Consider the following 21,841-nt stretch of genomic DNA (forward strand, 5'->3'; position numbering starts at 1 on the left):
AGAGCCTCCTACTCATGATTTCTTAACGCACTTAACAATTCTTTGATTGTTTCCGATTTTTTATCTGTATCGGTTATGAGCTGCTCAAGATAATCCACAATTTCTGCTCGCTTCTGGAATTCCGAAAATAAATTCAACTTCATTTCATAATCTTCAAGCATCGCTTCCGTCCGGCGAACATTGTCATAGACAGCCTGACGCGATACGCCGTATTCACCAGCAATCTCACCGAGTGAAAGATCTTCCAAATAGTAAAGTTGCATATAAAGTCTCTGTTTATCCGTCAAAAGTGACTGATAAAAATCAAAGAGGAAGTTGATGCGTGTCGTTTTTGCAAGCGTCATACGCTTTGCCTCCCCGCTGTGTTCTTCCTAAGTCATCATAATATGACGACCTCGTGCTGTCAAGTCATTTTACTTGTCTGTATCACATTAAAAAGCGTAAACGCCTTGTTTAGGAGCGACAGACACAAACTACTAGACATTGAAGCCTAGGAGTTATCTTCTTGTTCAAGCCCATCCGCAAAAAGACCGTATACATACTTTTCTGGATCAAACGGTTGTAGATCATCCACACCTTCACCGAGTCCAACAAATTTAACAGGGATATTTAATTTTTTCCTAATAGCAAGTACGATACCGCCTTTTGCTGTACCATCCAACTTGGTTAAGACAATACCCGTAACATTCGTTGCTTCTTTGAATGTCTGCGCTTGGATCAATGCATTTTGCCCTGTAGTTGCATCGAGAGCTAGGAGTACTTCATGTGGTGCGCCTTCCACTTCTTTACTAATGACCCGGTGCACTTTTTGAAGTTCGTTCATCAAATTCACTTTATTTTGGAGCCTTCCCGCGGTATCGCAAATTAGGACATCCACTGACCGATTTTTTGCAGCACGGATTGCGTCGTACATGACCGCAGCAGGGTCAGACCCTTCCGATTGACGGATAACTTCTACTCCAGCACGTTCGCCCCAGATGACGAGTTGATCGATGGCACCAGCACGGAATGTATCACCGGCCGCAAGCATAACAGTCTTGCCCTCTGCAATAAGTCGCGCCGCCAACTTCCCTATTGTCGTCGTTTTCCCGACTCCATTAACCCCTACCATCAAGATAACAGTCAAACCATCTTCTTGAATGTTCAGCTCACTATCGAGGTCTTCGCCAGCTTGGTAGATTTCAACAAGTTTTTCAGAAATAACCGATTGTATGCCCGCTGTATCTTTAATATTTTTTCGCTGTACTTCAACTTTGAGTAATTCGATGAGCTCCATGACCGTTTCAAAACCTACATCGGCCTGCAACAGTAACTCTTCCAATTCCTCGAAGAATTCTTCGTCAATTACTCTGAAGCGCGCAACAAGATCATTCACTTTGGATGTGAACTGATTTCGTGTTTTTGATAAACCATCTTTAAATTTTTCAGTTACTGCTTCGTTCGTACCCGTGATTTTTTCCTTAAGCTTCTTAAAAAAAGACAACTGTAGTCACTCCTTTACATGATTGCTTCTTCCGGCACCTCGGAAATTTTGACCGAAATGACTCTGGACACGCCTGATTCCTGCATCGTGATTCCATAGAGCACATCCGCACCTTCCATCGTACCCTTCCGATGTGTGATTACGATGAATTGTGTCTTCTCTGAAAACTTCTTCAGGTATTTACTGTAGCGTATGACATTCGCTTCGTCGAGCGCAGCTTCGACTTCATCTAGAATACAAAACGGTACTGGTCGTACTTCGATGATTGAAAACAGCAACGAAATCGCAGTCAATGCACGCTCTCCACCTGATAGAAGGCTTAGACTTTGCAGTTTTTTCCCCGGCGGTCGCGCGACAATTTCCACACCTGTTTCAAGTAAATCACCAGGTTGCGTAAGTATCAAATCTGCCTCGCCGCCGCCAAACATTTCCTTAAATACATGTCGGAAACGGTTCTGGACAGCATTGAACGTCGTCAAAAACCGCGTGGTCATTTCAACGTCCATCTCACTCATCGCTTCGTGAAGTGTCATTTTCGCTTCTAATAAATCATTGCGCTGTTCATCCAAAAAGAGGTGACGTTCAGATACTTCTTCAAACTCCACAATAGCTCCCGGATTAACCGGACCCAAAACTGCCAGTTGGCGTTTTAAGGAGTCAACTTTTTCTCTGGTCTTCATTTCATCAAAATCATCCGCAATAATTCCATCTGCAAACAATCCGTATTCAGTTAGAAGCTGTTGCGTGACTGCTTCATATTTCACTTCGAGTCGTGATAGCACTATAGATACCGCATTCAACGCTGAGACAGTTTCTCCTGTACTACCTCGAAGGTTTTGAAGCGACGCACTTTTCTCTTCAAGTAAATTTGCAAGCTTCGTGCGGATTTCCCTGTCTGTCCTAATTGATTTCTCAACCAATTTCTTGTCAGCAGATGCCCTTTCAATCTCGGTTGCAATTTGTTCAGCGTTCAACTCTCCACCATTTTCGCTACCAGTGAAATACTGCATTTCATCGCGCAAGGAAGTCAATTTTACTTTGGCTTGGGTAGATGCAAGTTCCATTTCATCAATTGACACTTGCAGATGTGCTTTTTGTTCACGCAAAACAGCTATGCACTCCCGAAGCTCATTGTATCGACTTGTTAATGTGGCCTCTTCGTTCCGCCGATTAGTAGCTAGACGTTCAAGCGATTCCACTTTTGATTGAATTGCTTCTAGTTCACTTTTCACGCGTGTATGATTTTGATGTAATGCCGCCTTCTTTTCTAACAATTCCGATCCAGTACTCTCGGCACCGCGTCTTCCCATCTCAGTCGATGCTATCTCTATTTCCACCGATTTAATGGCGATATCAGTTTCACGAATACCTGATTCCGCTGCCGCAATTTCAATTTGCAGGCTATCTGTCATTTTACGAAACTGATCCACTTCGAATATCTGCTTTGCAACTCCCATTTTCGTGTCGCCGATTTTCTTAGTAGCGGACTCAATTGAATCAGCCATACGGGTTAATTGCAGTTGCAACGTTTCGAGTTCAGCTTTTCTTGTGAAGACGGATGCCTGTCCTTTGACTCCACCACCTGTAAGTGAACCGCCAGCATTCACAACATCCCCATCAAGCGTTACGACACGAAAACGATAGCCAAGTACTCCCGCAATGGCCGATGCCCCTACAAGCGTTTTTGCGACAATCGTATTGCCAAGTAGGTTTTCAGTTATAAGTGTATATGCGCCATCAGTCTGCACAAGACGATCGGCAGTTCCAATGTATTCGGGATGCTGTTCAACCGGGCGCAATGCGGCTGGTTGAATTTTTCGGGACTTCATCACGTCTCTCGGCAGGAATGTTGCCCGTCCGGCGTTCTTCGCTTTTAAGTAGCCGATTGCTTTTCTCGCTTCCGTTTCAGTTGCCGTCACAATATGTTGCATCGCACCGCCAAGTGCTGTTTCCACCGCTTTTATATACTCTTTTTCGACGGAAATAAGTTCTGCGACTGCGCCGTCAATACCGGCTAGTTTCCCTGACTTTTTCGCAACAAGAATCTCTTTTACACCTGAGTAGAAACCAGAAAAATCCGCTTCCATACTTTCAAGAGCACGGACCCTTCCATGCATTTCATGTTGCTTGTTAAGTGCTTTTTGCATGAGTTCCTGCTGTGATGCAAGTTCATCTTCAGTCTTCCGTAATACCTTTGATAATTCGCGATAAGCCGTATCTGATTCCTTCATTTTTCGTTTCAAAACAGTTAACGCATTCGCTTTCACAGACTTTTCCTGTGTAAGTTTTTCGTGACGTTCCTGCAAAATAGATGTCTGAAGTATAATTTTTTCGGATGAAGACTGTTCCCCTTGGAGACGCTCTTCCGCATGCTTCAAGTCGTTGCGAATCGTGGCTTCCTCGTTCAGTCGATCGATATAAGCCGATTTCAATTCATCAATTTCTTTTTCTGTCTCTTTGACGGAGCGTTTCAATATTTGAGAAATACCATCCATCTCAACTCTTGTTTTTTCATATTCTATTTCTGATAGTTGCTGCTTTTCACGGGCTGTAACAATTTTTTCCGTTAGTGTCGCCAACTCAGTTTCAGTAGTAGCAAGTTCAGTTCGGGACCTTTCAATCAACTGGTCCGCATTGCGACGTTTTTCAAGTGATAATAGACGTCTTCCTTCCCACTTCTCTGTCTCTGCACTTGTCACCACAAGTTTTTTTTGTAATGCATCCAGTTGTTCGTCCATTTTCGCAAGTTCTTTCTTTGCAAACTCGGACGCTTCCTCAGCTTTCCTTGATTCAGCTTCAAGGAAAACCTTCTTCTCCTGAAACTTTTCGGCTTCTTTCGACCTTTTAAAAATTTCATTACGGAGATTTCCTGCATCAAAGGTTAGCAGAGACACATCTGCTTCACGTGTCTCTTCCGAAAGTATTTTATGTTGTTTAGCAGCTTCTGCACTTTTGCGTAATGGCTCGATTCTCGATTCAAGTTCTTTTAAAATGTCAAGCACACGGTCAAGATTATCTTCTGTCTCGAATAATTTGTGTTCCGCTTTCTTTTTCCTCGTTCTATATTTCAGAACTCCCGCCGCTTCGTCAAAAATGCTTCGTCTGTCTTCTGGACGGCTATTTAAAATTTCATCTACGCGCCCCTGAGAAATCATTGAAAATGCTTCTTTCCCAAGTCCCGAATCCATGAACACATCATTGATATCTTTCAGCCGACACTGTTGGCCATTTAAAAGGTAAGCACTCTCCCCAGATCGAAAAACACGTCTGCTGACGCTGATTTCCGTATAGTCAAGTGGAAAAAGCCCTTTACTATTATCAAGAATAAGCGTCACCTCTGCAAAATTAAGTGATTTACGTGAATCACTCCCTGCAAAGATGACATCTTCCATTTTAGAACCACGGAGCGATTTCGCCGACTGTTCGCCAAGAACCCAACGAATAGCATCTGTAATATTACTTTTTCCACTTCCATTTGGACCAACTACAGCTGTAACACCAGGGACAAAATCTATCGCAATCCGTTCAGCGAATGATTTGAACCCCATAATTTCAAGTCTTTTCAAAAACACGATTAATTCTCTCCTTCAGCCTGCCGCCTCTTTAAATCTTGAATTGCATGGCGGGCTGCTTCTTGCTCGGCCTCTTTTTTCGATTTCCCGAGACCACTTCCAAGCTGTTGATCGCCAAGTCGCACGACAGTAACGAAACTCTTCGCATGTGCAGGACCTTTCTCTTCAACGATTTCGTACTGTAATTGACCATTGTTCGTCTGTTGAACGATTTCCTGAAGACGGCTTTTATAATCCATCACATGCGAAAAAGCACCGACACTAATTTTAGGGAAGACGACTCTTTCAAGGAATGGGATAACCGCCTCCATCCCTTGATCTATGTACAGAGCACCTATAAACGCCTCAAACACGTCAGCGAGCAATGCAGGGCGCATTCGTCCGCCGGTCTGCTCCTCACCCTTCCCCAGAAGGATAAAGCGACCTAACCCAAGTTCGTTAGAAAACTTAACGAGAGACGGTTCACAGACAATCGCTGCCCTCAGTTTCGTAAGTTCCCCTTCGGTCATATCAGGCTCAGTCGAATAAAGGAATCGGGACACACCTAATTCAAGGACTGCATCACCTAAAAATTCCAATCTTTCATTATCCGTGAAATTTTTTCTCCGATGCTCATTCACATAAGATGAATGTGTAAATGCATTGTACAGTAGTGAATTGTTTATGAAATGGACGTTCAATTCATTTTGTAATTCATCAAATTTGTTTCGAACCGCTACGGGTAATAGTGCAATTGCTTTTTTTCCTTTGAAGTTGTTTGTATGGGTCATCATCGATTCTGCCTTTCAGTACATAATGTTTATAATTTTACCCTTTTCAACGCCACAGTGCAAAAAAAGTTTGCTATAAACCCGAAAAAAGACACTTTCAATCCTTTCAAGTAGAAAGGATGAAAGAGTCTCAATCAGAATAGCAATTATTTCACTTTCGTTTCGATATGCGAAACTGCGTCACCGACAGTTGCAATCTTTTCAGCTTCATCATCGGAAATTTCCAATTCGAACTCATCTTCTAATTCCATTACTAATTCTACGACGTCCAATGAATCTGCGCCTAGATCATCACGGAAAGAAGCTTCCATTTTAACTTCACTTTCATCGACGCCAAGGCGGTCGACAATTACTTTAGTTACACGTTCAAGTACTGTTGACAAATTTGTCACCTCCTCTCAAGAAAAGTGGAAGCGCCTGGTCAGAGGCGACAGGCATAAGACGGGCCGGCGGAGCAGCGTTCTTTGCTGCATAGCCGGACCGACTTATGACCCGAGCCTCTAGGCGCTGGAACTGGACAACAAAGAAATGTGGAAGGCGTCGTTTAGATGCGGCAGACATAAGACAGATAAAGGAAGGCAGTCTAAGTGCGCGACGTCCTGTCGCAACGACTGCATGACCTGCATCCTGAAGGCCCAGCGGCGTACTTTGCCGCACGGGCGAGCTGGCTTATGACCGAGCATCTGACGCCTGGAACTGGACAATAAAGAAAAGCGTAGGCGGCCGCCTTGATGCGACAGGCGCTGGAGGGCTTGAAGATAAAGGCGCTTTTTGCCTTTATCAGCAAGACCGAAGCGACCCGAGCATCTGGCCGCCGGAGCTAGACAACAAAAGCGTGTAAACGCCTCTATTACATTACCATACCGCCATCTACATGAATCGTCTGACCCGTAATATAAACCGCATCCTCCGATAATAAGAACAAGACAGTACGTGCTACATCTTCGGGTCTGCCAAGCTTACCAAGCGGGATGACCGATAACATCTGACTCTTCACTTCTTCACTAAGTGCATCCGTCATATCCGTCGTAATGAAACCAGGTGCTACCGCGTTTACATTAATGTTGCGTGAAGCAAGTTCTTTTGCCGCTGTCTTTGTAAAACCGATGACGCCAGCTTTTGCTGCTACATAGTTTGCTTGTCCAGGATTTCCAGACACACCGACAATTGATGCAACGTTGACGATTCTTCCCGCGCGTTGTCTCATCATTTGACGCGTGACACCTTTTGTACAAAGAAAAACGCCTTTTAAATTGATATTAATGACATCATCCCACTCGTCTTCTTTCATACGCATGAGCAAATTGTCTCTCGTGATTCCTGCATTATTGACAAGGATGTCAATTGACCCAAACATCTCCAAGGTTTTATCGACCATGTTTTTAACATCATCAGCATTGGATACATCTGCCTGAATAGCAAATGCTTCTCCGCCCGATTCTATAATCAACTTAACGACGTCATCTGCTTTATCCTTACTACCACTGTAGTTGACAGCAACACGAGCGCCTTCTTTAGCAAGAAGCAGTGCAATTTCACGGCCAATTCCACGTGACGCTCCCGTGACAATCGCGGATTTTCCATCAAATCTACCCATTACGACCACCCTTTCGAAGCTTTGATTACAGTTTGTAATGTCTCTTCATTATAGACTGGGAATACCGTTGCACTCCGGTCAATCTTTTTAATGAGACCACTCAATACTTTTCCTGGACCACATTCGATGAAATGCGTAACGCCAAGGTCAAGCAATGTACGTACAGAATCTTCCCAAAGCACCGGGGAATAAAGTTGTTCAACAAGGAAGCCTTTTATATCATCGCGATTAGTAACGACAGAAGCATTCACATTAGCAACAACAGGAGTGGATGCATCCTTCATCTCGACCTCATCAAGCGCCGACCGCAGTTTTTCTGCCGCCGGTTGCATAAGTGAAGAGTGAAATGGTCCACTTACATCCAGAGGAATCGCTCTTTTCGCGCCCGCTTCTTTCAATTGGACACACGCTATCTCGACGCCTGCTTTCGTACCGGAAATAACAATTTGACCCGGACAATTCAAGTTTGCCGGTTGGACGGCAAAGCCATCTGCTGTAATGGCATCTGTTACTTCTTTTAACTTCTGCCCATCAAGTCCAAGAATTGCCGCCATTGCCCCTTCACCAGCAGGCACAGCCTCATTCATGTACAAGCCCCGCTTATGAACGACTGACACACCGTCTTCAAATGACATTACACCTGACGCAACGAGCGCTGTGTATTCTCCAAGGCTGTGCCCTGCCGTAAAGTCTGGCGTAACGCCTTCGTCTATCAATCGCGAAGCAATCATCGATCCGACCGTAAGAAGTGCTGGCTGCGCATTGTATGTCAGCGTCAGTTCATCTTGAGGTCCTTCTAGAATTAATTGACTAAGTTGGAAATCAAGTACATGATCTGCCTGTTCTAAGAACTGCTTACTTTTATCATACGTTTCCACGAACTCTTTTCCCATACCAACCGATTGTGAACCTTGTCCTGGGAAAATGAATGCAATCTTCGTCATCAATTTTCCACCTTCCTTATCGTTTCACGAATTGTTCCACAAACATCATACTCCACCATCGTTCTCGCTTGCCGAACGGCGTTCAATATAGCATTTGCGTTTGAAGAACCATGTGCTTTGATAACAGGTGAATTCAAACCAAATAAGCCTGCCCCGCCATATTCCGTGTAATCCATTTTGTTTTTCAGTCCGCGCAAATCATCTTTCACAAGTGCTGCAGACAGTTTTGATTTCAATGAAGCGCCATACACTTCTTTCAACATAGAGAAGAAAGCAGATGCAGTTCCTTCAAGCGTTTTGAGAACCATATTACCCGTGAATCCGTCTGTAATAACGACGTCCGCAACGCCTGTTAGCAAATCACGTGATTCGACGTTACCGACAAAATTAATGGGCGCTTTTGAAAGCAGGTCAAAAGCTGCCTTCGTCAATTCATTCCCTTTTCCTTCTTCGGTTCCGATATTTAGTAAGCCGACGCGCGGATTTACAAGCCCCCGTACCTTTTCGGCGTAGATACTTCCCATAACCGCATATTGTTCAAGATGAGATGGCTTCGCATCTGCATTTGCGCCAAGATCCAGCATGACAAATCCTTTTCCGTCAATTGTAGGAAGTGTCGGTGCTAAGGCAGGTCTCTCAATACCGTCAATCCTACCCACGATGAATAGCCCTGCCGCCATTAAAGCACCTGTATTGCCTGCAGAAACGCAAGCTGAAGCCTCGCCATCTTTAACAGCTTGAGCCATCCTTACCATTGACGCATCTTTTTTTCGGCGGATAGCACGAACCGGCTCATCGTCTGGTTCAATTTTTTCTGTACAGTGAATGACTTTTAGTCGGGCATGTTCCTTCAGATAAGGCGCCATTGCCTGTTCATCACCATAAATATGTATGCTTATATCATCGAATTCAGCGAGACTTTTAAGTGCGCCGGCAATAATTTCACCAGGCGCATGATCTCCGCCCATTCCATCTACAGCTATGATCATTTTAATTCCCCCTGCTTCCTATCAGTCGTCCGGTACATGTGAAATTCGCCAGTGAATACCGTTTCGTCATTGACCGTCGATGCGACCATAACTAATGTCCGCTTCTCTCCCAGACTTTCTTTCTTCACTTCTGCACGTGCAACAACTCTATCGCCAGCTTTCACCGGTTTCAAAAAGTTAATGGTCGACTTCACAGTCAAAGCAAGATCATCATTCATAACGGCGACAGCAAGCGAGTTTGCCTGGGCAAATAGATGATGTCCACGCGCAATTCCGTTACGCTGAAACACATGATCTTCGGTCACATCAAATATCGACAACGCCCTCTTATCGAGTTCCATATCAACGATATCCCCAAAGACTTCGTCGGAATGAAGGGACTTCACTTCTTCTTTCATCGTTCGGGACGCAACCGTTTTCAACCGTTCCCGCAGTTCAGGAATTCCACGCTCAAGCCTATCCAATCGGATCGTCTGGACACTTACAGTAAAATGTTCCGACAATTCTTCATCTGTCAAGAACGGATTTTCTTCAAGCAACTTTCCAAGCAGTCGTTGCCTTTCCTTTTTAGGCATTCTCAATCGTTTCACCTTCCGGATTAGCACTTGGTACTAATAGCAGTATATAAAAATAGGAAAAAGAAAGCAAGCACTGAAATGCGGAAGCGCCTGTTTAGCCCCGAAAAGCGCTGGAAGTCCACAGGAAAAAGGCGTACTTTGCCTTTATCCTGTGGACTGAAGCGACTCGAGGGGCTGACGCCTGAAGCTAGACAGCATTGAAAAGCGGAGACGACCGTTTTGATGCGACAGGCATAAGACAATTTGGCGAAGCGGCGCTATTTGCCGCGCAGCCGAAGTGGCTTATGACCCGAGCATCTGGGAGTCGGAGCTAGACAGCATTGAAAAGCGGAGACGACCGTTTTTAAGGAATGCAGCCTAAGTTCGCCACGTCCTGTGGCAACAAGGAGGGATGTAGTTCAATCCCTCCTTGTTGCATGACCTACATCCTGTAAGCCCGCGTCCCGCAGGCCCTCAATCAATCCTATCGCCACTAAGTGCACCCGATTCTTCAAGATGTGACCGAAGAATGCCGTATTCCGGCCCCTCCCAGAAATGGCGTGATTCCAACAATTGTTCTGCGTCTTTCCTTGCCGTTTCAAGTGCCCTGTAATCGTGGACGGGATCCGCCACTTTAAACTCTGGCATCCCGCTCTGCTTTTTCCCAAAGAAGTCGCCAGCACCTCTTAGTTCAAGGTCCTTTTCTGCTAAAACAAATCCATCATTCGTTTCTGTCATTGTTTGCATTCGCTCTTTTCCTTCTTCGGTCTTAGGATCAGCAAGCAGAACGCAATACGATTGGTCAGCACCCCTACCTACACGTCCCCTAAGCTGATGGAGCTGAGCAAGTCCGAAGCGCGTCGCATCGTAAATAAGCATGAACGTCGCATTTGGCACGTTGACACCGACTTCCACGACAGTCGTCGACACAAGAACATTGATTTTACCTTCACTAAAATCACGCATGATGGCATCTTTATCGTCCGAATGAAGACGGCCATGCATTAAACCGACTGTGTATTTACCACTAAAATGAGTCGAAAGCTGACTATGGACATCCACTGCATTTTGGACATCTAATTTGTCTGATTCCTCGATTAATGGACAAATAACATACGCCTGACGTCCGGCACTTAATTCATTTTCCATCTTCCGCAAAACGGGAAGAAGAGAATCCTCTTTCAACCAATGTGTTTCGATGAGTTTCCTACCAGCCGGCAACTCATCGAGTATGGAGACATCCATCTCACCGAAAGCCGTGATAGCAAGCGTTCGTGGAATCGGAGTTGCTGTCATGAATAAAACATCAGGATTCAATCCTTTATCCCGTAAAACACGCCGTTGTTCGACACCGAAACGATGCTGTTCATCCGTAATAACCAACCCTGGATTTTTAAAGATGACATCAGGCTGAATGAGGGCGTGTGTACCTATAAGCAAATCCACTTCGCCTGACTCAAGTTTTTCAAGCAAATCCCTTCTCGCCTTCGCCTTTGTCGAACCAGCAAGGAAAGCCACGGTAATGCCATGTGGTTCAAGCCATTCAGCAAGCGTAGTTGCATGCTGTTCAGCAAGGATTTCTGTAGGCGCCATAAGAGCCCCCTGAAATCCCGCCGTGATAGCAGCATACAAAGCGATTGCCGCAACGACCGTCTTACCAGAACCAACATCTCCCTGAAGGAGGCGATTCATCCTAGTCGGACTTTTAAGTTCCCCACATAATTCATTGACAACCCGCTTTTGCGCCCCTGTCAATTCAAATGGTAATGCCGCGATGAAAGTCTTTACTTTGGCAAGGTCATAGTCGATAACTACACCCTTCTCCGCTTCTTTTCGCGCTTTTTTCATGCCCAACATCTTCAGCTGGAACATGAGCAGTTCCTCATAGACAAAACGTCTTCTCGCATGTTTTACATCTTCAGGGCTCGTTGGAAAATGGATCATCTCAAGGCCATTTCCGATGCTCGGCAATCGATACATTTCACGAATATCAGTGGGTAATGATTCTGCGTGCTGACCGACAGCTGCATCCAGCGCGCTCCGCATGAAGCGTCTAAACGTCTTCTGATGCATTACACCTTTTAAGCTGTAGACTGGCTCAAAATCTGCTTGATCTGTTTTTGGGCCATCCTTAAAGTTACTCACATTGATTACTTGCCTGCCCCTGTCCCACTTACCGGTAACTGTAACAATCGTCCCAAGTGACAGACGATCTTTTAAGTAATGCTGATTGAAAAAAACCGCCTTCACAAGATGCCTTCCGGCAAGAAGACGGATTTGTAAACGGGATCTATTTTTCCCTAAAAAAAGAACTGAAGGCTCACTTTCGACTCTTCCTTCAATTGTGACTCGTTCATTATGTGGGGTTTCAGTCAAATCTTTCAACCTGAAGTCTTCATGACGATACGGGAACGTCATAAAGAGGTCTTGAAGCGTTGAAACTCCAAGTGCCTCAAGCTGTTCGCCGGCCGCTTTTCCGACCCCTTTTATCGTCGTGACAGAATCATGAATTGACAGTGTCACTATCTACCTTACCTTTACCAAATATCTTCGCTTCAAGTGCTTTTCCAGTTGGCGTAGCAGCCAATCCGCCTTTAGCTGTTTCCCGTAGCGCTGAAGGCATCGACTTACCTATTTTATGCATTGCTTCAATAACTTCATCTGTCGGAATTCGGCTAACTACGCCCGCTAGTGCCATATCTGCTCCAACGAGTGCTTTTGCCGCTCCCATTGCATTTCGTTTCACACACGGTACTTCGACAAGTCCAGCGACCGGATCACAGACAAGACCTAACATATTCTTCATAACAATAGAAAATGCTTCTGCACTTTGTTGTGGAGTTCCGCCCGCCATTTCGACGATTGCAGCTGCAGCCATTGACCCCGCTGAACCTGTTTCGGCTTGGCATCCGCCTGCCGCGCCTGATATTGATGCATTATTCGCAACGACAAATCCGAAAGCACCTGACGTAAATAGATAATTAATCATTTGTTCCCGTGTAGGATTCAATTTGTTTTTCACCGCAAACAAAGTACCCGGCACGATACCTGCTGCACCCGCTGTTGGCGTCGCACAAATCGTCCCCATTGCTGCGTTTACTTCATTCGTAGCGACTGCCTTACTAACAGCGTCCATGACTACATCTCCACAAAGGGATTTTCCTGATGCCATATACTTTTGAATAAGAACCGCATCGCCGCCCGTAAGACCAGATGCCGAATGTACACCCTGTAATCCTCTTTCTACCGCTTTTTCCATCACTGTTAAGTTATTGTCCATCTGTGCAATGATTTCTTCTCTTGTACGTTTTGTCATAAGGATTTCTTGTTCAATCATGATTTCTGAAATAGGCTTGTTCTGTGACTCGGCAAGTGCAACTAGTTCTTTAACGTTACTGAATAAAACGTCCATCTATGTTTTCCTCCTATTTTACTGCTCTTTAGTTTGCCAACGTTGAAACTTGCGTTACATTCGGCAATGATTCCAACTCATTTATCAGTGCAGCGTCGATCATTTGGTCGACTTCAATTACCATAAGGGCCATTTCCCCTTTTTCTTTCCGGTCAACTTCCATATGTGCAATATTTATATTCAGTTTCGCAATCGCGTTGGAAACGCTTGCAATAACACCTGAACGGTCATTATGAACGATGAGCAACGCTGGGTAATGACCTGATAACCTAAGCGGGAATCCGTTAAGTTCAACAACTTCCATCGTTCCGCCACCTATAGAAATTCCAGTCAGTTCCATAACACCCTGACTGTCCCCAATTACAAGACGGGCCGTGTTTGGGTGTACCGCCTCTTCCTCTTCGGGAATAAATTCAAAAGTCATTCCAAGTTTTTCTGCATCAGCAAACGCAGATTTAATACGCTCATCGAATGTATCATAATCTAATAATCCACCGATAATTGCTACATCTGTACCATGTCCTTTATACGTTTCTGCAAAAGAACCATAAAGATGAACCCGCGCCCATTCCGGCTGTCTGCCAAACAGTGTTCGTGCAACACGGCCGATTCTCGCAGCGCCGGCAGTATGTGAAGATGATGGCCCTATCATAACTGGTCCAATGATATCGAAAACTGATCTGAATTTCATAAACGCTACCCCCTATTAATAAGCACGTACTATTATTCATTTTACATGAGATTTGCTGTAAAGACAAAAGATGTTTTTCCTTGTCGACGCATTGAAAAAGCAGTGCGGCTTTCTACAGGCGCACTGCTCGTTACTTATTTATTCAACTGAAATGATATACGGATACAATGGTTGTTTTCCGTTATAAAGTTCAACTTCTACATGGTCAAAGTTATCCTCTACATAACTTGCTATTGCTGAAGCATCTGCCTCGCTAACATCTTCGCCATAAATGAGTGTAACAATTTCATCGTCTTCATTGATGATTGATTTCAACAGCGTTTTCATGACATTTTCAAGTGAAGGTGCAGATGTGATAATCTTACCTCCTGAAATACCCATGAAGTCGTTTTTTGTAATTTCAACGCCGTCAATTGACGTATCTCTTACTGCATGTGTAACTTGTCCAGTTTTCACGAACGAGGCAGCCTCAGTCATCGCTGCAACGTTTACACTCACTTCAGCTTCCGGATTGAATGCAAGTATAGCAGCAAGTCCCTCTGGTACTGTTTTTGTAGGAACGACTGCCGCCTCGATACCGATCACATCGGCCGCTTGCTGCGCTGCCATAATGATGTTTTTATTGTTCGGTAAAATGAGAACTCGTTCAGCCCCAACTGCTTCAATCGCCTTGACGATATCTTCTGTCGACGGATTCATAGTCTGCCCACCTTCAATAATGGCAGAGGCACCTACGCTTTTCAGTAATTCAGAAATCCCGGCTCCCATAGCAACTGTTACGACCGCGTATGGATGTTTTACAACTTCTTTTTTCGCCGCATTTTGTACTGAATAATTTTCTCCGACGATTTCGAGATGCTGCTGACGCATATTTTCAATTTTAATTTTAATAAGGGAACCGAATTTTTGCCCGTAACTAAGTGCGTCTCCCGGTTCTTCTGTGTGGATATGTACTTTCGCAACCTCATCATCAGAAATAACAAGTAAAGAATCACCGAATTGACTCAGCCCTTGTCGAAATTCGGATTCGTCATATGAATTCGTTTGCAGTTTATCATCCTCGAACTTCACCATGAATTCCGTACAATATCCGAATTCAATGTCTGCCGTATTCATGAAACCTTGGATAGTACGATGATGTTCTGCACTCACTAAATCATCCATAGACTCGACAACAGTTCTTGCTGGAAGTTCTTCGCCTTTCAAGCATGCCAAGAAGCCCTCATATACGTAAACGAGACCTTGTCCACCGCTATCAACGACGCCAACTTCCTTCAATACCGCCAATAAATCCGGCGTTCGTTCAAGTGAAGCATGTGCTTCTTTTACTACAGCTTCCATTACCTCAATAATGTCATCTGTCGACGCAGCTTTTTCAACTCCGATAGTAGATGCATCTTTTGCGACAGTTAAAATCGTTCCTTCTACAGGTTTCATAACCGCTTTATAAGCTGTTTCAACACCATACTTCAAGGCAGCTGCAAATTGTGCTCCATTGACAGTCGCTTCATTTTCAATCGCTTTTCCAAAACCACGGAATAACTGTGAAAGAATAACGCCAGAATTACCACGCGCCCCCATCAGCAATCCTTTCGATAACGCTTGTGCAGTTTGACCGATATGGGCAACAGCATTTTCTTCAGTTTCCTTCGCTCCTGAAGTCATCGATAAATTCATATTCGTACCGGTATCACCATCGGGTACCGGAAAAACATTTAGTGAATCAACATAATCGGCATTTTGATAAAGATGATGTGCACCTAACTTTATCATTTCCGCGAATTTCAAACCATCTATGGTCTTCATAGAAATTATTTCCTCCTTCTACAGGTTCGTCACTCGGACTCCCTGGACAAAAATATTAACAGATTTCACAGTCATGCCGACTGTCTTTTTCAATGTATACTTCACTTTTGATTGTACTTGGTAGGCAACTTCTGATATTTTAGTACCATATCCAACAATGACATACATATCGATATGCGTATCATCGCCAAGATTACGGACGATGACTCCCCGCGTGAAATTTTCTTTCCCAAGGATTTCAGTAAGGCCATCTCGGATCTGATGCCTTGAAGCCATTCCGACAATGCCATAACATTCAATAGCCGCCTCCCCAACCACTTGGGTAATGACGTCATTCGTAATATCGATTTTGCCGTATTCGTTCTTCACTTCGATTGACATGTGTAATCCCCCCGGATCCTTTTTCACTAACCCCATTGTACTATACCTGTTATAATAATAAAAGAAAGCGATTTTATGACTATTAAACGTGTAAAGGTAATTACCTTGAAAGATGTCACAAAAAAGGTTGCAACACGTTTACGCATATGATACATTATTATGGTATGCGAATAAAGAAGTAAATCACTTAATCAACATTCGCAAGGAGGTACTATTATGTCTAAAGAATGTGTTATCACAGGACGCAAAGCTCGTGCAGGCAATGCGCGCTCTCACGCAATGAACGCAACTCGTCGTACATGGGGTGCGAACCTTCAAAAAGTCCGTATTCTCGTTAACGGTAAACCTAAACGTGTATGGGTCTCTGCTAGAGCCCTTAAATCAGGTAAAGTTCAACGTGTGTAAAGGACTGTAATTAAAGTTTAAACGCCTAGGTGCTTAAACTTTAAAGAAATAAAACGCCGGGCTGAATTTCTTCAGCCCGACGTTTTTTCTTTTTTCCTTTTTTTATTCTTGGTGTTGCTTGCAGTAGCCTTTGGTGAATCATCTTTCTGAAAAACAACCATACACTTCCGTACGACTCCACTTACAAACTTTGGCATTGTAAAAGTATAAACCCGCAATTCCCCACTCCTTTCAGGAATCTGAACTCCTTACCATTAAGCATATGCCTTCATGGTACGAGATAGTACAGACTTCTTCAGTCAGTTCATTGCTAGTAAATAACGTCATGCCAGTTTCGAGCACTGCATCTACCATTTCGTATTTGAAACCGGTAAGTGTAAGTCCTGAAACAACCCCACCGAATGAGAAAAAGGATATGTATTTAAAACGCTCATCCGGCGTCACTTGATAGTTTCCAGGTGTAAGTATAGAAAGTTCATTCGTCCCATTACGAATTGAAAATGACGTATGGTTATGAGTTGTTTGAAGCCGGTATAGAAGATGAAGAGCTGATTCCATATGATCCAGCCTCCCTCCTGTAACCCCCGTCAAAATGACTCGCTCTGGACCGTAGGAAAGGGCACGTTCTACCGCAAGTTCCGTATCGGTCTCATTTTTCTCCGAACGGTATCGACCGATTATGCGGACCGCGGCGGCTATTTCATCGTATTCACTTTTCGTTACTGAGTCAAAATCCCCCACTGCTTCAAGAGGAATAATTCCTCTTTGCAGCAAGTGAAGCGCACCCCTATCCGCCCCGATGAACACCGTATCTTTATGATGAAATTCCGTCAAGTCGGCTATTTCTGAATCAGGCCCGCCCGCACAGACGACAGCAACCTTCATTTTCTTAGCGCACCTTCACCAGCAGCTTTTATACGGCGTAAAGCTTCTGCACGATCAGGTGCATTGTAGATAGCCGATCCTGCGACAAAAATTGTAGCGCCCGCTTCAACACAAGGAATTATCGTTTCTTCATTAATGCCGCCATCGATTTCAATTTCAATCGAAAGTCCTCGCTCACGAATAATATCGGCTAGCTGTTTCACTTTCGGTACGACAGAATAAATAAATTTCTGACCACCGAATCCCGGATTGACCGTCATAAACAGGACTAAGTCAATTTCATCTAGCACATGAAGAATCGTTTCAACCGGTGTATGCGGATTCAAAACAACGCCCGATTTCACCCCGTAAGACTTAATCAGCTGTAGCGTGCGGTGCAAGTGAGGGCACGCCTCTACGTGGACCGTAATATAATCAGCCCCGGCTTTTGCAAATTGTTCAATATATGCATTTGGATTTTCTATCATTAAATGGACATCAAGCGGTAATTTCGTTACTGGTCGAAGTGCCTCAACAACAATTGCCCCCATTGTAATGTTCGGAACGAAATGCCCATCCATAACATCGATATGGATGAGTTCCGCGCCTGCGGCTTCTACTTCTTTTACTTCTTCGGCAAGTTTTGAAAAGTCTGCCGCTAAAATTGAAGGTGCAATTTTAATCATGTTTTTCATACCTCGGCTTTCGGTCAAGTATTTCTTGCATGAACTGCAAGTAATGATCATAGCGATGACGCGGAATTTCTCCTGTCTCCACCATCTCTTTTACTGCACACTTAGGTTCTTTCAGGTGCAAGCAACCTCGGAATCTACAGTTTGGTGCAACTTCATCCATGTCTACAAAGTATCGAGACAGTTCTTCTTTTTCGATATGATCGAATTCCAGTGAGCTGAAGCCCGGGGTATCTGCGACAAGGCCACCTAATATCTCCAGCAACTCAACATGACGCGTCGTATGCTTTCCGCGTCCAAGTGCTTCTGATATTTCCCCTGTTTTCAATTCAAGCATAGGCAATACCGTATTCAACAATGTTGATTTTCCAACACCCGACTGCCCAGCAAGAACCGTAGTCTTCCCTTCAAAATAGGGAGTCAACAAGTCAGTCAACTTAGGGTCATCAATAAAAGTCTCGATAACGTCATAACCGATTTTCTTATAATACGCCGCTGATTCAGCTACCATTTTCAGTTCATCAGCATTCGCAAGATCTTTTTTCGTCAGGCAGATAATTGGTTTCACATCGAATGATTCGACGACAACAAGAAACCTGTCTAACAGATATTGACTGAATGCCGGTTCCACTATGGAGAATACGAGCAATGCCTGGTGAACATTCGAGATCGGCGGGCGGACAAGTTCATTGAACCGCTCATGGACTTCAGTGACTGTTGCATCATTATCTTCAACACGTACATAGGTCACGAAATCTCCGACCAGCGGATGAATACCACGGTTTCTGAAAACACCGCGTCCTCGACATTGAATGATTTCCCCATCATTTTCCACATAATAATACCCGCTGATTGCTTTTCTGATTTGTCCTTCTGGCATTCTTTCACCCCTTTTATTTGGTATCGTTGTAATTGACCACTTCCGCAAAGATTTTTTCAGAATCGCGCATAACCTTATACGCTCCGTTTTGGCCATCTTCCAAGGTAAGTGATATTGTTTTCTCCACCGTTTCCGTGATTGGAAACTCTTCGAAAATAGTCGTCATCTTATTATTCTTGTCCTGAATGTAAATACGAATAAGTTGTGGGACAGGAGCAGGCTGTTGCACAACTTCCGAGTTATTTCCATCATCCTCTTCATCACTTTCGTCACCGTCTTCCTCACGAGGGACAGCTTCAACAATGTCAGGGACATACTCAATTGTCACCTTTTGAACAATTAACTTATCAGGTTTTTTCGCCGGACCTTTAGAAACGACAACCTCGACTTTTCCACCTTTTTCAATTTCTGTTTTCCCATTTGGTGTTTGTGAAATGACACGCCCTTCAGACACAGTTGATGAATACTCTTTTCTTATATTTATTTGAAAACCCGATGACTTTTCATAATCATCTAGCCTACCCTCGTCATACCCTATTAGATTGTCAAGAATTTTCATTTCAAGTCCTTTGCTGACAGTAAACAGTAATTCTGTTTCACTTGGAATTACTTCCCCCGCATCCGGTTCTTGTCCAATGATTGTCCCCTTAGGCTTGTCAGAAAATTCTTCTTCGGATTCAATCGACTTAAATTGACCTTCTAAAGAAGCCATAGTTGTTTCGGCATTAGAACCAATGTAATCAGCAAGTAGGCTTTTTTCTTTACCTATACTAATATACAAGGTGATCTCAGAGTCAACAGCCCGTTTCTTCCCTGCCTCGGGAATCGTTTTAATGACTTCGCCTTCTTTAATATCATCAGACTGTAGTTCTTGGCTTATAAATGAATTGAAACCACTTTCTGTAAGCACATCCTTAGCTTCCGCTTCTTCCATTCCGGCCACAGTCGGAATAACAGCCTTTTTAGGGCCTAGCACGCCTGGGATAAGAGACAACACAAGTAGCAGGATAGCTACTCCAGCAATTCCACCAACAATGAACGGCCATTTCTTCCGTTTTTTCGGTGACGGCGGAGATTGTTCAAGCTTAACTGGCTCAATTTTCTTAGTCACTTCAACGCTATCAAACTTTGGCGTTTCACTAACGATTGGTATTGCTCGCGTGCGATCATCATCGAACAAAATGGCGAACCTCTGCTCATTAGCCCGTTCGGGTGACAATACAGTTAGCAAATCATCATACATTTCGTCTGCCGAATCATATCGATATGTAGCATCTTTCATAGTCGCCTTCAAAATAACATTTTCTAAACTTTGTGGAATTGAAGGGAATATCGATTTCACCGAAGGTGTTTCTTCTTGTAAATGCTTCAATGCAATCGCAACTGCAGTATCTGCTGTAAATGGCAATTCACCTGACAGTAATTCGTAAAGTACGATTCCTAATGAATAGATATCGGACTTTTTCGTTGCCATTCCGCCACGTGCTTGTTCGGGCGACAAGTAATGAACTGTACCAATGACTGAATTCGTCTTTGTATGGGCTGTTGCACTTAGTGCCATCGCGATACCGAAATCAGTGATTTTCGCATTCCCATCCGAATCCATTAAAATGTTCTGCGGCTTAACATCACGATGGACAATGCCATTATGATGAGCATTCGCAATTGCAGATACAATCTGTAGCATAATCGGCAAAGCTTGCTTTGGAGTCAAGGCCCCATTATCTTGGATAAACTTCTTCAAGGTTTGTCCTTCGATATATTCCATCACCAGATAATGCAATTCACCCTCCTCACCCACATCGAATATATCAACGATGTGCGGGTGCGTCAGACTCGTCGCAGAAAGTGCTTCACGTTTAAATCTTCTTTTTAATGACTCTTCATTCGCAAAATCATAATTAAGGACTTTTATTGCAACATCGCGGTCCAGGATGACGTCATGTGCTAGATATACTTTTGACATGCCGCCGTCGCCAATATTCTTTACAATTTCATAACGTCCACCTATTCTTGATCCAATCATGGATTAATCGCCTCCACTTCAGTCGAGTCGATTAGAATAACGGAGATATTGTCTTCCCCGCCCATCTTGTTCGCTAAATCCACAAGTTCTTCGGTCTTTTCTCGAAGCGCAGCGCCAGATAGAACAATGTCACTCATCGATTGTTGATTGACTTTATTGCTCAGACCATCTGTACAAATAAGCATGTACATGTCATCTTCCAGCTCAAGCGTATATAGATCCGGCACAATCGTCTTTTCCGAACCAATCGCTTTCATAATCCAGTTTCGTTGTGGATGAACTGCCGCCTCTTGCTCGGTAATTTCCCCACTGTCAAGAAGAGCATTTACGTAGGAATGGTCTCGTGTTACTTGGCGTACGCCTTGTCCATCGATTGCATATACACGGCTATCTCCAGTATGTGAAATAAGACAAGAACGTCCACGAATAAGGGCAGCTTCAAGTGTCGTTCCCATTCCTTTATACGCTTCATTTTCGTTTGCATGTGTGTAAAGTAAGTCGTTTACGTAAATGACTGCTTCCCGCAGCCACTGCGCCCAGTTATCTTCTGCTTCAAACTTTGAACTATCAAGTTCCATGAATTGCTCGCCAATTACTCTGACCGCTGTTGAACTGGCGTAATCACCCCCGAGGTGACCACCCATTCCGTCCGCTATCACAGCAAGCATAATGCCGTTCGGAAGTGTGTATACGGCCGCACTATCTTCGTTGACTGTTCTTTTTCTGCCGATATCCGTCAAGACTTCAAATCGCAACGACTATCCCCCCTTTT

At 44.1% G+C, this 21,841-nt stretch carries 21 protein-coding genes; 1 reads left to right on the top strand and 20 read right to left on the bottom strand.

The window, feature by feature from the left end:
* Positions 1-8 precede the first annotated feature (8 nt).
* The 14 genes from I2484_RS00705 to I2484_RS00770 all read right to left on the bottom strand — a co-directional run bounded on the left by I2484_RS00705 (position 9) and on the right by I2484_RS00770 (position 16,202).
* The gene (locus I2484_RS00705; protein WP_067211307.1) at positions 9-344 is read right to left on the bottom strand and encodes a putative DNA-binding protein; all 336 of its coding nucleotides are present in this window, start codon (positions 342-344) and stop codon (positions 9-11) included.
* Positions 345-490: 146 nt separating this feature from the next.
* A complete protein-coding gene (ftsY, locus tag I2484_RS00710) occupies positions 491-1,483 on the bottom strand; it encodes a signal recognition particle-docking protein FtsY (protein ID WP_207149100.1) in 993 nt (330 codons plus the stop codon).
* Positions 1,484-1,497: 14 nt separating this feature from the next.
* A complete protein-coding gene (gene smc, locus I2484_RS00715) occupies positions 1,498-5,055 on the bottom strand; it encodes a chromosome segregation protein SMC (RefSeq protein ID WP_207149101.1) in 3,558 nt (1,185 codons plus the stop codon).
* Between the two features lie 2 nt (positions 5,056-5,057).
* The gene (gene rnc / locus I2484_RS00720) at positions 5,058-5,825 is read right to left on the bottom strand and encodes a ribonuclease III (RefSeq protein ID WP_207149299.1); all 768 of its coding nucleotides are present in this window, start codon (positions 5,823-5,825) and stop codon (positions 5,058-5,060) included.
* A 146-nt stretch (positions 5,826-5,971) separates the two neighbouring features.
* Entirely contained in the window at positions 5,972-6,208 is a 237-nt protein-coding gene (locus I2484_RS00725) for an acyl carrier protein (RefSeq protein ID WP_207149102.1), read from the bottom strand.
* 467 nt (positions 6,209-6,675) lie between these two features.
* Positions 6,676-7,422: a 3-oxoacyl-[acyl-carrier-protein] reductase gene (gene fabG / locus I2484_RS00730; protein ID WP_207149103.1), complete on the bottom strand. Its 747-nt coding sequence runs from the start codon at positions 7,420-7,422 to the stop codon at positions 6,676-6,678.
* Positions 7,422-8,366 carry an ACP S-malonyltransferase gene (gene fabD, locus I2484_RS00735; RefSeq protein ID WP_207149104.1) on the bottom strand — a complete coding sequence of 315 codons (945 nt, stop codon included), beginning with the start codon at positions 8,364-8,366 and terminating at the stop codon, positions 7,422-7,424. Before fabD ends, fabG begins: the two co-directional genes overlap by 1 nt.
* Positions 8,366-9,355 (bottom strand): phosphate acyltransferase PlsX, encoded by a 990-nt coding sequence (gene plsX / locus I2484_RS00740; RefSeq protein WP_207149105.1) that lies wholly within the window; start codon positions 9,353-9,355, stop codon positions 8,366-8,368. Before plsX ends, fabD begins: the two co-directional genes overlap by 1 nt.
* Positions 9,352-9,936, bottom strand: a complete 585-nt coding sequence (fapR, locus tag I2484_RS00745) for a transcription factor FapR (RefSeq protein WP_207149106.1) — start codon at positions 9,934-9,936, stop codon at positions 9,352-9,354. Before fapR ends, plsX begins: the two co-directional genes overlap by 4 nt.
* A gap of 450 nt (positions 9,937-10,386) precedes the next feature.
* Positions 10,387-12,429 (bottom strand): ATP-dependent DNA helicase RecG, encoded by a 2,043-nt coding sequence (gene recG, locus I2484_RS00750; RefSeq protein ID WP_207149300.1) that lies wholly within the window; start codon positions 12,427-12,429, stop codon positions 10,387-10,389.
* Entirely contained in the window at positions 12,416-13,324 is a 909-nt protein-coding gene (sdaAA, locus tag I2484_RS00755) for an L-serine ammonia-lyase, iron-sulfur-dependent, subunit alpha (RefSeq protein ID WP_207149107.1), read from the bottom strand. Before sdaAA ends, recG begins: the two co-directional genes overlap by 14 nt.
* Before the next feature lie 28 nt (positions 13,325-13,352).
* A complete protein-coding gene (gene sdaAB / locus I2484_RS00760) occupies positions 13,353-14,015 on the bottom strand; it encodes an L-serine ammonia-lyase, iron-sulfur-dependent subunit beta (RefSeq protein WP_207149108.1) in 663 nt (220 codons plus the stop codon).
* Between the two features lie 138 nt (positions 14,016-14,153).
* On the bottom strand, positions 14,154-15,821 hold the full coding sequence (locus I2484_RS00765; RefSeq protein WP_207149109.1) for a DAK2 domain-containing protein: 1,668 nt from the start codon (positions 15,819-15,821) through the stop codon (positions 14,154-14,156).
* Positions 15,822-15,839: 18 nt separating this feature from the next.
* Complete coding sequence (locus I2484_RS00770) at positions 15,840-16,202, bottom strand: Asp23/Gls24 family envelope stress response protein (RefSeq protein ID WP_207149110.1); 363 nt, start codon at positions 16,200-16,202, stop codon at positions 15,840-15,842.
* Positions 16,203-16,418: 216 nt separating this feature from the next.
* On the opposite strand from I2484_RS00770, the gene rpmB reads away from it, so the two are divergent.
* Positions 16,419-16,607, top strand: a complete 189-nt coding sequence (gene rpmB / locus I2484_RS00775; RefSeq protein ID WP_186671276.1) for a 50S ribosomal protein L28 — start codon at positions 16,419-16,421, stop codon at positions 16,605-16,607.
* 71 nt (positions 16,608-16,678) lie between these two features.
* On the opposite strand, the gene spoVM is transcribed toward rpmB, so the two are convergent.
* The 6 genes from spoVM to I2484_RS00800 are packed head-to-tail and all read right to left on the bottom strand — an operon-like array spanning position 16,679 to position 21,824.
* Positions 16,679-16,825: a stage V sporulation protein SpoVM gene (gene spoVM, locus I2484_RS21915; protein WP_418064629.1), complete on the bottom strand. Its 147-nt coding sequence runs from the start codon at positions 16,823-16,825 to the stop codon at positions 16,679-16,681.
* A gap of 13 nt (positions 16,826-16,838) precedes the next feature.
* A complete protein-coding gene (locus tag I2484_RS00780) occupies positions 16,839-17,492 on the bottom strand; it encodes a thiamine diphosphokinase (protein ID WP_207149111.1) in 654 nt (217 codons plus the stop codon).
* Positions 17,489-18,157 carry a ribulose-phosphate 3-epimerase gene (gene rpe, locus I2484_RS00785; protein WP_207149301.1) on the bottom strand — a complete coding sequence of 223 codons (669 nt, stop codon included), beginning with the start codon at positions 18,155-18,157 and terminating at the stop codon, positions 17,489-17,491. Before rpe ends, I2484_RS00780 begins: the two co-directional genes overlap by 4 nt.
* Entirely contained in the window at positions 18,150-19,043 is an 894-nt protein-coding gene (gene rsgA / locus I2484_RS00790) for a ribosome small subunit-dependent GTPase A (protein ID WP_207149112.1), read from the bottom strand. The genes rpe and rsgA overlap by 8 nt, the downstream gene beginning before the upstream one ends.
* A gap of 13 nt (positions 19,044-19,056) precedes the next feature.
* Positions 19,057-21,069: a Stk1 family PASTA domain-containing Ser/Thr kinase gene (pknB, locus tag I2484_RS00795; protein WP_207149113.1), complete on the bottom strand. Its 2,013-nt coding sequence runs from the start codon at positions 21,067-21,069 to the stop codon at positions 19,057-19,059.
* On the bottom strand, positions 21,066-21,824 hold the full coding sequence (locus tag I2484_RS00800; protein WP_207149114.1) for a Stp1/IreP family PP2C-type Ser/Thr phosphatase: 759 nt from the start codon (positions 21,822-21,824) through the stop codon (positions 21,066-21,068). Before I2484_RS00800 ends, pknB begins: the two co-directional genes overlap by 4 nt.
* Positions 21,825-21,841: the final 17 nt, after the last annotated feature.

The sequence above is a fragment of the Sporosarcina sp. E16_8 genome (assembly GCF_017347095.1).
In the GTDB taxonomy this organism is placed as follows: Bacteria; Bacillota; Bacilli; order Bacillales_A; family Planococcaceae; genus Sporosarcina.